Source organism: Arthrobacter sp. 35/47 (assembly GCF_000520475.1).
GTDB lineage: Bacteria > Actinomycetota > Actinomycetes > Actinomycetales > Micrococcaceae > Arthrobacter_D > Arthrobacter_D subterraneus.
Genome location: NZ_KI914587.1, coordinates 34745 through 46824, shown reverse-complemented (window position 1 = coordinate 46824; position 12080 = coordinate 34745). Strand labels below are relative to the sequence as shown.

The window sequence follows — 12080 nt, the reverse complement described above, 5'->3', positions numbered from 1 at the left end:
TTCATGCTGTCCGCTCCCGCGTGGAGTGATGCTCCAGCTGCGGGTGCGCTGATGAACAGTGCGGCCAGGAGGCCGGCTGCCAGGAGGAGTAGCCTCCTGTGCCACGCCGGCATTGGCTTGGTTATCAAGTTATGAACCTCCACGATGGTGGCCCGTCCGTCGAGGTACGACGGCTCTCGGGCCTGTGATCGAAGTCACGCAGTGTGGAGATCATGTTACCTGCGCTGTGTTACCACTTTTCGCCATACGGGGGCGCAAAGGTAGCGATTGGATAACAACTGTTCGGCAAGGGTTACCAGCGGGTAGCGCAAGAGCGCGGCAGGGCGGAAACTGTCCTCCGAGCCGAAGCGCCTAGAGCGCGCCGAAGGTGCGCCTAGAGGTAGAGGCCGGTGCCGGCGTCGTCCTTTTCCGGTTGCGCCACGGCATGGATGTCCCGCTCACGGAGCAGGATGTAGTCGGTGCCGCCGACGTCGACCTCGGATTTGTCCTCCGGATCGAACAGCACGCGGTCGCCGCGCGAAACCTGCCGGACGCTGGGGCCGGCCGCTGCGACGTCGGCCCAGGCCAGCCGCTTGCCCATCACCGCGGTGGCGGGAATGACAATGCCCGAGGTCGACCGGCGCTCGCTGCTGTCCTTGTCCAGGATCACCAGGAGCCGGTCGTGGAGCATTTTCAGCGGCAGGGCATCGGGCAACGGGGCCTTGGTGGCTGGTGGGTTCGACACGCGGACAGTCTACCGTCGGGCATCCGGCGCAGCCGACTCCGCAGCCGACTCCGCAGCCGACTCCGCAGCCGACTCCGCAGCCGACTGCGCAACCGACTCCGCAACCGACGTGGCAGCGACCGGGCGGCAGGAACAAAAACGCTGGAAAACCGTTGATATTGGTAGGGTTGAAACATCTCAGCCCCCAGATGGAGGACTACAACACAATGGCACTCGGCGGTAACCCGGTATTCAACGGTAAGAACTTCCGTACCGCTGCCCGCGGCGACAATCCGGCAGCGTACGGTTCAACAGCTTTGGCCGGTCAAACGGTCATGAACCAGCAGCAGCTGGAGCACCTCTACAACCAGCCTTCGGCAGGTCCGGCGGAGACCGGCCGCATGACGTTCGACGACGTAATCGTCAAGACCATCGCCACCATCGGCATGGTGCTGATCGGCGCGGCGGTTCCTGCGTTCCTGTTCCCGTCACTGGCGCCCCTGCTGATGATCGTCGGCCTGATCGGCGGCTTCGTCCTGGGCCTCGTCAATGCGTTCAAGCGCGAGCCCGTTCCCGCGCTGATTCTCGGCTACGGCTTCCTTGAGGGCCTGTTCCTCGGCGGGCTCACCATGTTCCTCGAGGCGCAGTTCCCGAACATTGCCATGCAGGCTCTGCTGGGCACCCTGTCGGTGTTCGCCGTGACCCTCGTGCTCTTCAAGAGCGGCAAGGTCCGTGCAACCCCCAAGGCCATGAAGATCTTCATGATCGCCATGATCGGCTACGCACTGTTCAGCCTGGTCAACCTTGGCCTGATGGTCTTCGGCGTCAGCAATGACCCGTGGGGTCTGCGCACCGGCATCGAAATCTTCGGTATCCCGCTGGGCGTCTTGATCGGTGTGCTGGCTATCGGCCTGGCTGCGTTCTCCCTGGTCATCGACTTCACCATGATCAGCGAGGGCGTCCGCAACGGCGCCGCCCGCAAGTACTCCTGGACGGCGGCCTTCGGCCTGACTGTCACCCTGGTGTGGCTGTACGTCGAGTTCCTGCGCATCATTGCGATCCTGCGCGGCAGCGAGTAAACGAAGTACAACTAGCAGCGAAAACCCCCGGCACTGGAAACGGTGCCGGGGGTTTTCTGTGTCCGGTGTTTCCTGTGTATCGCCTGCGGAACTTTCGGGCAGATCTGGTGGGTCCGACGGCGGATACGTCGCCGGATCTGCCCGAAAGTTCCGGGAGGTCAGCCGGAGGTGCGCAAAAGTTCCGGGAGGTCAGGAGACGCGGCCCGCACCGTCCGCGGGTGACACTGCGAAGATGGCCGGCTCGGTGAAGTCAGCGTCGGCAAACGCAGCAGTGACGGCGGAACTCACCCGGTCAATGTCCTCAATCCGCGTCAGCGCAATGGCGGAACCGCCGAAGCCCCCGCCCGTCATGCGGGAACCCAGCGCGCCGGCTGCCCGCGACGCCTCCACGGCGAGATCGAGTTCGGGACAGGAGATCTCGAAGTCGTCCCGCATCGAGAGGTGGCTGGCGTCGAGCAGCGGTGCGATGGCGTGCGGACCCTCTGTACGGAGGAGTACGACGGCGTCCTGAACCCGCGCGTTCTCTGTCACCACATGCCGTACCCGGCGGAACGTCTCCTCGTCCAGCAGGCCGGATGCCTCCTCGAGGTCATCCTCGCTCAGGTCCCGTAGGGCGGAAACCCCCATCACGTCAGCGCCCACCTCGCACGCCCGCCGGCGTGCCGCATAGCCGCCGGTTGCGTGGGAATGGCTGACCCGGGTGTCGATCACGAGCAGGGCCAGGCCGTTTTCCGCCAGGGGCAGCGGGACGAGGTCCGCCTGCCGGGTGCGGCAATCGAGAAAGACCGCGTGGCCCCGCCGGCCGAGCAGGGACGCTGACTGGTCCATGAGGCCGGTCGGTGCCCCCACCATCTCGTTCTCGGCCCGCTGGCCGATGAGCGCGAGCTCCGGGCCGGTCAGCCCGAGGGTGAACAGCTCGTTCGCCGCCACCGCGACGGCACACTCAATGGCGGCGGAGGAAGAGAGCCCGGCCCCCACCGGGACCTGCGAGTCGATCAGAAGATCAAGGCCCCGGACCGGGTGCCCGGCCTGGCGCAGCGCCCAGAGGACTCCCACCGGGTAGGCGGCCCAGCCCTCGACGTCGCCGGCGGCAAGCTCCTCCAGATCGCTGATCACCACTTCACCTGAGCCGGAGAAGGTCGAACTGACGCGCACGACCGAATCCTTCCGGACGGATGCGGCCACTGAGGTGGCGCGGTCGATCGCGAAGGGCAGGACAAACCCGTCGTTGTAGTCGGTGTGTTCGCCGATGACGTTCACGCGGCCGGGGGCGGCCCAGATGCCTGCGGGCGCATGCCCGAAGCGGTCCTTGAACTGTTGGCTGAGGGTCATGCTGTTTCCTTCCCTGCGGGGGTCGCGGCGCGGAGGGTGGCGGCAACCTGCTCCGGAGTGGTGTCGTTGATGAAGGCGCCCATTGCTGCTTCCGAACCGGCGAGGAACTTCAGCTTATCCTCGGCCCTGCGGGGTGAGGTGAGCTGGAGATGCAGGTAGCCGGCCTCACGCAGTTCGGGAACCAGGGGCGCCTGGTGCCAGGCGGCGATGTACGGGGTGGGCGTGCTGTACATGCCGTCCACCCGGGCCAGGAGATCGAGGTAGAGGGTGGTCAGCTCGTCCTTTTCCCCGTCGGTGAGGGCCGCGATGTCGGGCACGTGGCGGTGCGGGACCAGGTGCACCTCAACCGGCCAGCGTGCAGCAAACGGCACATACGCGCTGAAGTGCTTCCCCTCCAGGACCATGCGCTCGCCGGAGTCCCGTTCCGACTTCAGCACCGACCCCAGGAGGGTTTCGCGTCCGTCAACGGCGTCGAAGTAACGCCGGGCGGCCCTGCCCATCAGCGCTGCACGCGGCGTCACGAAAGGGTAGGCGTAGATCTGCCCGTGCGGGTGGAGCAGCGTCACGCCGATGTCCGCGCCGCGGTTCTCGAACGGGAAGACCTGCCGGATGCCCTTCATCGCCGAGAGCGCTTCCGTACGCTGGGCCCACGCATCGATGACCGTCCGCGCCCGCTCCGGCGGGAGTGACCCGAAGGAGCCTTCGTGGGCGGAATCGAAGGCGACCACTTCGCACCGACCGAAGGCCGACGTCGTCGTACCCCAGCCGGTGTTTGCGGGCTGAAGGTCCGGAAGCTCGCCAAGGGCCGGTCCGAAGGAGGAGAACCGGTTCTCGAAGACCACCACCTCGTAGTCGGAGGCCGGTATCTCGGAGAGGTTGTCCGCCGTGGAGGGGCAGAGCGGGCACTGGTCTGCGGGGGGAAGGTGGGTGCGGGTCTGGCGGTGCGCGGCCACGGCGGTCCACTCGCCGGTCAGTGGGTCATACCGCACGTCGCCGGTGCCGCCCCGCGGAGGCAGGCCGCGTTGGTCGGCCACGGCGGCTGAATCTGCGTGCAGTGCCGCCGCCTCTTTGGTGGCGTCGAAGTAGATCAGCTCGCGCCCGTCGGAGAGTCGGGTGGGGGTTACCTGGGTCATGGGGTGTCCTGGGGATTCGGGGGCGGGGTAGCGGAGGGTGTGAGGACGTCGGTGGTGCGCGCGTAGTGCGGGTCTTCGGGGGATGAATCGGTGACCAGGCAATGAACCTGGTCGATCCCTGCGATCCTGGCGAGGCTCACGGTGCCGAACTTGGTGGAGTCGGCGAGGACAACCAACCGGCCGCACTGCTCGGCGAAGGCCCTGTTGGTATCCGCCTCAGCCAGGTTGGGGGTGGTGATCCCTGCCCGGGAGTCCACACCGTGGGCGCCCATGAAGCAGAGGTCCACGTTGAGGGACCGGACGGTGGCGGTGGCGATCGGCCCTACGAGCGCTTCCGAGGGGGAGCGCTCACCGCCGGTCAGCAGCACGGTGACGCCGGGCGGTGCGGTGCGGTGCAGCTTTTCGGCGGCCGGCAGTGAGTTGGTGAGCACCGTGAGGGGCCCGGTCAGGTGATCGACGAGGCGGTAGGTGGTGGTGCCTCCGGTGAGGGCCACCGTCATTCCTGGCTGGATGAGCGCCGCCGCCGTTGCCGCAATCGATTCCTTGGCGTCCGTCCGCTGCTCTGCGTTGACGCCGAACCCGGGTTCGAGGGCGCTCAGCGCCGTGCGGGATGCGGCCCCGCCATGGACCTTGCGGAGGGCGCCGGCGGCGTCGAGGCCGTCGATGTCCCGCCGGATGGTCATCTCGGAGACGCCGAGGCTCTCGGCCAGTTCGCTGACCCGCACGGTCCGCTGGACGCCCAGCTTCGCGAGGATCGCGGCGTGCCGGTCGGCGGCGAGCATGGGAACTCCAGGAGGGTCGGCGGGATCACAGGACGTGCTTAACAAAATACAACGTTTCCGAACATTTTCAAACAGTCAGACGAAGCGGAGTTCCAAGGGTCTTGTGAAAAGATTGAGTCATGACGCGTCCATCGCGGCCGGAAACGCAGCAGGTGCCCCTGGGTGCCTTCAGCGTGCCCCTGGATCGGGCGCCGGGCGAGGACGTTCCCTACGCACTGCGGGTCAGCGCCGCCTGGGCGTGGCGGGTCGGTCTGATCCTCGTGGTGTCGGCCGCGTTGGTCTGGTTGCTCGGCCAGATCTCGCTCCTCGTGATTCCGCTGATGATAGCGGGACTGCTCTCGAGCCTGCTTGCCCCGGCCGTAACCTTCCTGCGCCGGCGCAGGATCCCGAGCGGCATAGCCGTGGCGATGACCGTTCTCGGCTTCCTCACTGCGGTCGCTGCCACCCTCTCGCTCGTCGGGCAGCAGCTCGCAGTGGGATTCGCTTCCCTCTGGGATGAGGCGCTGGCGGGTATCGACCAGGTCCAGGACTGGCTTTCCCTGGGTCCGCTGCACCTCACCACCTCGCAGATCGACGGGTTCATCGACGAGGTGGCCGCCGCCGTGGACAACAACAGCGGCGTCATTGTCAGCGGAGCCCTCTCCTTCGGCAGCGGCGCCAGCTACTTCATGGCAGGGCTCCTGCTGACCGTATTCGCGCTGATCTTCTTCCTGCACGACGGCGACCTCATCTGGCGCTTCATTGCCGGCCTTGCGCCGCGCCGGGCCAGAGCGGCGGTCCTCGGCGCCGGACGGCAGGGCTGGACGTCCATGGCCAACTACGTCCGGGTGCAGATCCTCGTGGCCTTCATCGACGCAGTGGGAATCGGCCTGGGCGCCGCGATTATCGGGGTGCCGCTGGTTCTGCCGCTGACCGTCCTGGTATTCCTCGGCTCCTTCATTCCGATCCTGGGCGCCCTCTTCACCGGTATGGTGGCCGTCCTCCTGGCGCTGGTGGCCAACGGGTGGGTCAACGCGCTGGTGATGCTGGCCATCGTGTTTGTGGTGCAGCAGGTAGAAGGGCACATCCTGCAGCCGTTCATCATGGGCAGGGCAGTCTCCCTGCACCCGCTCGCCGTGGTCCTCGCTGTTGCGGGAGGAACGCTGGTCGCGGGCATTCCCGGTGCGCTGTTCTCGGTGCCGGTCCTTGCCACCCTCAACACCGTGGTGCGGTACATTTCCGGGCGCGCCTGGGAAGCCGACCCGGCGCTCGGCCCGCCTGACCGGCAGCCTGCACCAGCGTCCCAGCCTCCCGGTGAGTCCACCGGAACCGCCCCCTCTCCGAAAGAAGCCTCATCGTGACCACCGATCTCGCCCAGCTGGCAGTGACCGTCGAGGACGTCCTCGCAGCGCAGAAAATGCTCGACGGCGTGATTGCGTACACCCCGATCGAGGACTCCCGCGCGCTCGGAAGGCTGACGGGCGCCAGGGTCTCGCTCAAGTGCGAGAACCTGCAGCGTGCCGGATCCTTCAAGGTGCGCGGCGCATACGTACGGATGGCCCGGCTCTCCGAGGAGGAACGCGCCCGCGGCGTGGTGGCGGCATCCGCAGGCAATCACGCCCAGGGCGTTGCGGTGGCGGCTGCGCGGCTGGGCATCAAGGCACGCATCTACATGCCCCTCGGGGTGGCGCTGCCCAAGCTTGCGGCAACCCGCGGGCACGGCGCCGAGGTGATCCTCCACGGCCACAACGTCGATGAGGCCCTGACCGAGGCCAAGCGGTACGCGGACGAGCACGGCGCCGTCTTTGTCCACCCGTTCGACAACGTGGACGTCGTCGCCGGGCAGGGAACCATCGGACTGGAGATCCTCGAGCAGGTGCCCGACGTCGACACCATCCTCATGGGGGTGGGCGGCGGCGGGCTGCTGGCCGGCGTCGCCGTCGCGGTCAAGGCGCGCGCCCGCGAGTTGGGCCGGGAGATCCGCGTGATCGGGGTCCAGGCGGAGAACGCCGCGGCATACCCGCCGTCCCTTGCCGCCGATGCGCTGGTTCCGCTGAAGAAGGTGTCCACCATCGCCGACGGTATCGCCGTGGGCCGGCCCGGGCAGCTTCCGTTCTCGATCATCCGGGAACTGGTGGACGACGTCGTCACGGTCAGCGAGGACTCCCTCGCCCGGGCGCTGATCTTCCTCCTGGAGCGCTCCAAGATGGTGGTGGAGCCTGCCGGCGCAGTGGGCGTCGCGGCACTGCTGGACGGGAAGCTCACCGAGAACGGCGCCAACCCGGGGAACACCGTGGTGGTGCTCTCGGGCGGCAATATCGATCCGATGCTGATGCTCAAGGTCATCCAGCGGGGCCTTGCCGCGGCCGGCCGGTACCTGGTGGTGCGGATGCTGCTCGATGACCGTCCGGGCTCGCTGGCCACGATCTCGCGCATCATCGCCGAGTCCGATGCGAACGTGACCGGCGTCGACCACACCCGGGTGGGGGGCTCCATCAGCATGGGGGACGTGGCGATCACGATCAACATGGAAACCAAGGGCGAGGAGCACTGCGAGCAGGTCCTGAACAACCTGCGTGCGGAGGGCTTCCAGCCCGTCGTCATCCAGGGCTGAGATGCTGGCGAGGAGGGCAAGAAGCGCGCTGGCGACCGTCGTCGTCTTCGCCGCCCTGCTCTGGGTGGTGCACCTGGTGAACGCAGCCACCGGCTTTTTCCTGGTCGGGCTGCTGGGGATCGTTCCCCGTGAGCTGGAAGGCCTCGACGGCGTGGTATTCGCTCCGCTGCTGCATGCGGACGCTGGGCACCTGTTCAGCAACACCCTGCCGTTGCTGGTGCTGGGGTTCCTGGCATTCCTCGAGGGTGCAAAGCGCTTCGCCGTTGCCGTGGGAACGAGCTGGCTGGCGTCCGGACTGGGAGTCTGGATTTTCGGCGGGGGAGTGACCATCGGAGCGTCCGGGGTGGTCTTCGGGCTGTTCGCCTACCTGCTGGTACGTGGTTTCTACAACCGCGACTGGAAGCAGATCCTGCTCGCCGTCCTGTTGTTCGGCATGTACGGCTCGCTGCTCTGGGGAGTGCTGCCGCAGTTCGGCACAAACATCTCCTGGCAGGCCCACCTTTTCGGTGCTCTTGGGGGAGTGCTGGCGGCCCTGCTGCTGAAACGGCGGCCGGCCCCTTCCGGAACCGGCCGCCGTCTACCGCGGGCGCGCTGAGCCTGGGGGGCTGCTAGCCGGCGTAAGGCTTGGCGGAGAGGATCTCGACGGTGATTTCCTTGCCGTTGGGCGCGGTGTACTTCACGGTGTCTCCGGCCTTGTGTCCCTGGATGGCTGCGCCGAGCGGGGACTTTTCACTGTAGACATCCAGATCCGTGTCACCGGCGACCTCGCGGCTGCCGAGCAGGAAGGTCTCCTTGTCTCCGGCGATGTTCGCCTCGACCAGCATGCCCGGTTCAACGATGCCGTCATCGGCAGGGGATTCACCCACGTGGGCATTGTTGAGCAGCTCGGTGAGCTGGCGGATGCGGGCCTCGGCCTTGCCCTGCTCCTCCTTGGCTGCGTGGTAGCCGCCGTTTTCCTTGAGGTCACCCTCCGAGCGGGCCTGCTCGATGCGGGCAACGATTTCGGTGCGGCCGGGGCCGGACAGGTGGTCCAGCTCAGCCTTGAGGCGGTCGTAGGACTCCTTGGTGAGCCAGGCGACGGATGCGCTGTTGGTGGACACGGTATCTCCTTAGGTACGTCGAACCCGTAAGCGGGGTTCGGCTTTGCGGTCTTCACCTGTGCGGTACACATTTACAAGCAAAGACCCCGCCTGCGTGATGGTGTCCTGGGGAACTCTCCACAAAGAACCAACCGCTGGGCGGGGCGGAACGTATCAATCCATTATAGTCAGCCGGCTGCAGAAACCCAATAACGGCGCGGGCTGTGACCCCGGCCGGCAGGAGTCAGTCGACAAGCCAGCAGGCGTTGACCCCGCCGGTGACGCCCTCGGACTCCGTCCGGACCATGGTGCTGTGCGAGGTGGTCCGGCCGTCCCCGTCCGTTTCGGCGCCGGCCGGGGGAATGGCCACCACCGTCCAACCGACCACCGCGTAGGACTCGTTCAGGACCTGGACTGCGCACTGGGCGGTTGCCTCGGGATCCTTGGTGACCTCATAGTCCACCCGGGCCATCGCGGGACCGTCAATGCGGAAGCCCACATCCTTGGAGGACACCTCCGGGGTGCCGGCAAAAAGACTGAAAATACCGGTAGCGACGACGGCCACCGCCAGCACCGCCCAGATCAGCCACCGGCGCGGCCCGGAGGCGGCCCGCGGCGGCTTGGGGGCGCCGTAGCGATTGGCTACTCTTGGTACTGGCGCGTGGTCGGTGCTCATCGGTTCCAGTTTACCAACCGGTACTTTGGAATCTTCACGTCAGTTCACTGCCGGTTGTCCCCTCGCTTGGCCGCAGGTCCCGCCAGGGAACAGTCCGGCCCTCGTCAGACCAGGAAAGATTCAGGAGCATTCCAGTGCCCAGCCCGGAGAACATCCCCGACACCGCTTCAACGCCCGCAGCGAACGACGGCGGCTACCGCCTGCTGGCGGTGCACGCGCACCCGGACGATGAGTCGAGCAAGGGCGCGGCCACGATGGCCAGCTACGTGGCGGCCGGGGTATCCGTGATGGTGGCAACCTGCACGGGAGGCGAGCGCGGTGACATCCTCAACGCGCAGATGGCAGGGGTTCCGCACGCCCTCCGCGACCTCGCAGGGCTGCGCCGGCTTGAAATGGCCGAGGCCGCCGCCGCGCTGGGAGTTGAACACCGGTGGCTGGGGTTTGTGGATTCGGGGCTTCCTGAGGGCGACCCGCTGCCGCCGCTGCCCCCCGGGTGTTTCGCGCTGCAGCCGCTGGAGCGGGCAGCGGCACCGCTGGTCCGGCTGGTCCGGGAGTACCGGCCGCACGTCATCCTCAGCTATGACGAGAACGGCGGTTACCCGCACCCTGACCACATCATGGCGCACCGGGTGGCGGTGGAGGCCTACGAGGCTGCCGGCGACCCTGCCCGCTACGTGGGACTGGGGGAGCCATGGAGCCCGCTGAAGCTCTATTACGACCGCGCGTTCAACCCCGAGCGCTTCCGGGCCCTGCACTTTGCGCTCGAGGACGCCGGCCTGCAGTCGCCGTACGCCGAGCGGATCGCCGCCTGGCTGGAAGCCGACGCCGAGGGTCACCAGCCGGCCCGGCCCACCCATCCGACGACCACGCAGATCGACTGCGGCGACTTCTTCGAACACCGCGAACGCGCCCTGCTGGCCCACCGCACACAGGTGGAGCCGGAAGGCTTCTTCTTTGCCGTCTCGGCGGACCTCCAGCGCAAGGTCTGGCCCTGGGAGGACTACTCCCTGATCCACTCACGGGTGCCGCAGGATCTGCCCGAGACGGACTTCTTTGCGGGCATAGAATGAGTTAGCCGGCGTTTCCGCCGCAAAACCTTCTGTGAAAGTGGTGCTCTGGAGTGCTTTCCCTGCTCAACCTGGCCGCAACCGTGACGCCTGCCCCGGGTGAGGAACCCTCGCTGCGCCCCGGGCTGGACCCCACGCAGGTGACTCCGGGGCTCCTGGGGTTCCTGGCCACGCTCTTCATGGTGATCGCCGTGATCTTCCTGATCCGTGACATGGCCCGCAGGATCCGGCGCGTACGCTACCGCGAGATGGCCAACCTTGAGGCCGAGCAGGCACAGCAGCTGGAACAGTCAGGACAGGAATCCGGCGGTACTCCAGACGCCGCGGGACCCGAACCGTCCTCGGGGGAGGAACCCCGGCGGCGCACTCCCGGGGGCAAGCACGGCCCGGACGCGCCCTAGCCGTCAGTACACCTAGCGAGCCGGGTTCAGCACCGCGATCAGGATGGCGATGAAGTGGGATGCGAACGCCGCCACGGTGAACGCGTGGAACAGTTCGTGGAACCCGAACCACTGCGGGCTGGGATTGGGCCGTTTCAGCCCGTAGATCACGGCCCCGGCGATGTAGAAGACGCCGCCGACGATGATCAGGACTGTCGCCGGTACGCTGGCGGCCAGGAAGTCGGGCAGGAACAGCAGCGCCGCCAGTCCCAGGGCAATGTAGATGGGCACGTAGAGCCAGCGCGGGGCGTTGACCCACAGCACGCGGAACAGGACGCCGGCGATGGCGCCGCACCAGATCAGCCACAGCAGGAGGGTGGCCTTGTCCTGTGGAAGCAGGGCCCAGGAGAGCGGCGTGTAGCTGCCGGCGATGACCAGCATGATGTTGGTGTGGTCCAGCCGCTTGAGGACCACCTTGGTGCGTGGGCGCCAGTTGCCGCGGTGATAGACGGCGCTGACGCCGAAGAGCAGGATGCCGGTGAGCGCGTAGATCGCGGAGGTGACTTTCCCCGCCGTCGTGGGTGCCAGAATCACGAGCATGATCCCGGCAACGACCGCCAGGGGAGTGGCCCCGAGATGGATCCAGCCCCGCCATTTGGGTTTGATGTTCAGGGCATCTGCTGCGCGCTCGACGGCGGCTTCCACCGGACCATCATTGGGAGCTGATCCGTCCGGATTCTGCGGGGGATTGGGCGCTCCGGTCGGTGGTGAAACGCGTCGGCTCATGACCGCAATTCTAGCGGAGCCCCACCTCAAGTTACTAACCAGTAACATGTGCTTTCCGCCACCGCGCAGCCCGTGCCGGTACGGTAGTGGATGAATCCCTGCTAGCTGATCGAAGGACAGGTGGGCGCTGCCGTGAAGTTTCCCTCGTTTGCCTACGGCTTCTACGAGCGCAAACTCCAGCGGTCCCTTGCGCCCGACCGCATACCGCACCACGTCGGCGTGATGGTTGACGGCAACCGGCGCTGGGCGAAACTGGCCGGCGCGCCGACCCGCCACGGACACCAGGCCGGTGCGGACAAGATCCTCGAGTTCCTCGGCTGGTGCCGCGAGCTCGGCGTCGAAATGGTGACGCTCTACATGCTCTCCACGGACAACATGAACCGGTCGGCAGAGGAGATCGAGCAGCTCCTGGACATCATCGGGAACACGCTCGACCGGCTCGGCGAAACCCGCAAGGTCCGGGTCCAGCC

At 66.9% G+C, this 12080-nt stretch carries 14 protein-coding genes; 7 read left to right on the top strand and 7 right to left on the bottom strand.

Annotated elements, in window-relative coordinates; genetic code table 11:
* Window positions 1–373: 373 nt before the first annotated feature.
* The gene (locus X803_RS0104860; protein WP_051470485.1) at window positions 374–670 is read right to left on the bottom strand and encodes a GroES family chaperonin; all 297 of its coding nucleotides are present in this window, start codon (window positions 668–670) and stop codon (window positions 374–376) included.
* Window positions 671–930: 260 nt separating this feature from the next.
* Here X803_RS0104860 and X803_RS0104855 point away from each other — a divergent pair, with 260 nt between their 5' ends.
* Window positions 931–1782: a Bax inhibitor-1/YccA family protein gene (locus tag X803_RS0104855; RefSeq protein ID WP_026544263.1), complete on the top strand. Its 852-nt coding sequence runs from the start codon at window positions 931–933 to the stop codon at window positions 1780–1782.
* A 189-nt stretch (window positions 1783–1971) separates the two neighbouring features.
* Here X803_RS0104855 and galK read toward each other — a convergent pair whose 3' ends face one another.
* From galK to X803_RS17885, 3 genes are read right to left on the bottom strand one after another with little or no spacing between them, the layout of a single operon-like run.
* Window positions 1972–3114 (bottom strand): galactokinase, encoded by a 1143-nt coding sequence (galK, locus tag X803_RS0104850; RefSeq protein ID WP_026544262.1) that lies wholly within the window; start codon window positions 3112–3114, stop codon window positions 1972–1974.
* Entirely contained in the window at window positions 3111–4247 is a 1137-nt protein-coding gene (gene galT / locus X803_RS0104845; RefSeq protein ID WP_026544261.1) for a galactose-1-phosphate uridylyltransferase, read from the bottom strand. The genes galK and galT overlap by 4 nt, the downstream gene beginning before the upstream one ends.
* The gene (locus X803_RS17885) at window positions 4244–5029 is read right to left on the bottom strand and encodes a DeoR/GlpR family DNA-binding transcription regulator (protein WP_051470467.1); all 786 of its coding nucleotides are present in this window, start codon (window positions 5027–5029) and stop codon (window positions 4244–4246) included. The genes galT and X803_RS17885 overlap by 4 nt, the downstream gene beginning before the upstream one ends.
* 119 nt (window positions 5030–5148) lie before the next feature.
* On the opposite strand from X803_RS17885, the gene X803_RS17880 reads away from it, so the two are divergent.
* From X803_RS17880 to X803_RS0104825, 3 genes are read left to right on the top strand one after another with little or no spacing between them, the layout of a single operon-like run.
* Window positions 5149–6369, top strand: coding sequence for an AI-2E family transporter (locus X803_RS17880; RefSeq protein WP_051470466.1), 1221 nt, complete (start codon window positions 5149–5151; stop codon window positions 6367–6369).
* A gap of 56 nt (window positions 6370–6425) precedes the next feature.
* The gene (gene ilvA, locus X803_RS0104830) at window positions 6426–7622 is read left to right on the top strand and encodes a threonine ammonia-lyase (RefSeq protein WP_051470484.1); all 1197 of its coding nucleotides are present in this window, start codon (window positions 6426–6428) and stop codon (window positions 7620–7622) included.
* Entirely contained in the window at window positions 7585–8217 is a 633-nt protein-coding gene (locus tag X803_RS0104825; RefSeq protein ID WP_253907392.1) for a rhomboid family intramembrane serine protease, read from the top strand. Before ilvA ends, X803_RS0104825 begins: the two co-directional genes overlap by 38 nt.
* A 13-nt stretch (window positions 8218–8230) precedes the next feature.
* On the opposite strand, the gene greA is transcribed toward X803_RS0104825, so the two are convergent.
* Window positions 8231–8722, bottom strand: a complete 492-nt coding sequence (gene greA, locus X803_RS0104820) for a transcription elongation factor GreA (RefSeq protein WP_026544258.1) — start codon at window positions 8720–8722, stop codon at window positions 8231–8233.
* A gap of 223 nt (window positions 8723–8945) precedes the next feature.
* Window positions 8946–9377 (bottom strand): DUF4307 domain-containing protein, encoded by a 432-nt coding sequence (locus X803_RS0104815; RefSeq protein ID WP_026544257.1) that lies wholly within the window; start codon window positions 9375–9377, stop codon window positions 8946–8948.
* 152 nt (window positions 9378–9529) lie between these two features.
* Between X803_RS0104815 and mca the strand changes: the two genes are divergently transcribed.
* Both mca and X803_RS0104805 read left to right on the top strand, forming a co-directional pair.
* On the top strand, window positions 9530–10447 hold the full coding sequence (gene mca, locus X803_RS0104810) for a mycothiol conjugate amidase Mca (RefSeq protein WP_026544256.1): 918 nt from the start codon (window positions 9530–9532) through the stop codon (window positions 10445–10447).
* Window positions 10448–10497: 50 nt separating this feature from the next.
* Window positions 10498–10845, top strand: a complete 348-nt coding sequence (locus X803_RS0104805) for a hypothetical protein (protein WP_253907391.1) — start codon at window positions 10498–10500, stop codon at window positions 10843–10845.
* A gap of 12 nt (window positions 10846–10857) precedes the next feature.
* Here X803_RS0104805 and X803_RS0104800 read toward each other — a convergent pair whose 3' ends face one another.
* Complete coding sequence (locus tag X803_RS0104800; RefSeq protein WP_026544254.1) at window positions 10858–11610, bottom strand: PAQR family membrane homeostasis protein TrhA; 753 nt, start codon at window positions 11608–11610, stop codon at window positions 10858–10860.
* A gap of 132 nt (window positions 11611–11742) precedes the next feature.
* Between X803_RS0104800 and X803_RS17875 the strand changes: the two genes are divergently transcribed.
* Window positions 11743–12080, top strand: a 338-nt coding sequence (locus X803_RS17875) for an undecaprenyl diphosphate synthase family protein (protein WP_216699028.1), incomplete at its 3' end; no start/stop codon positions are given.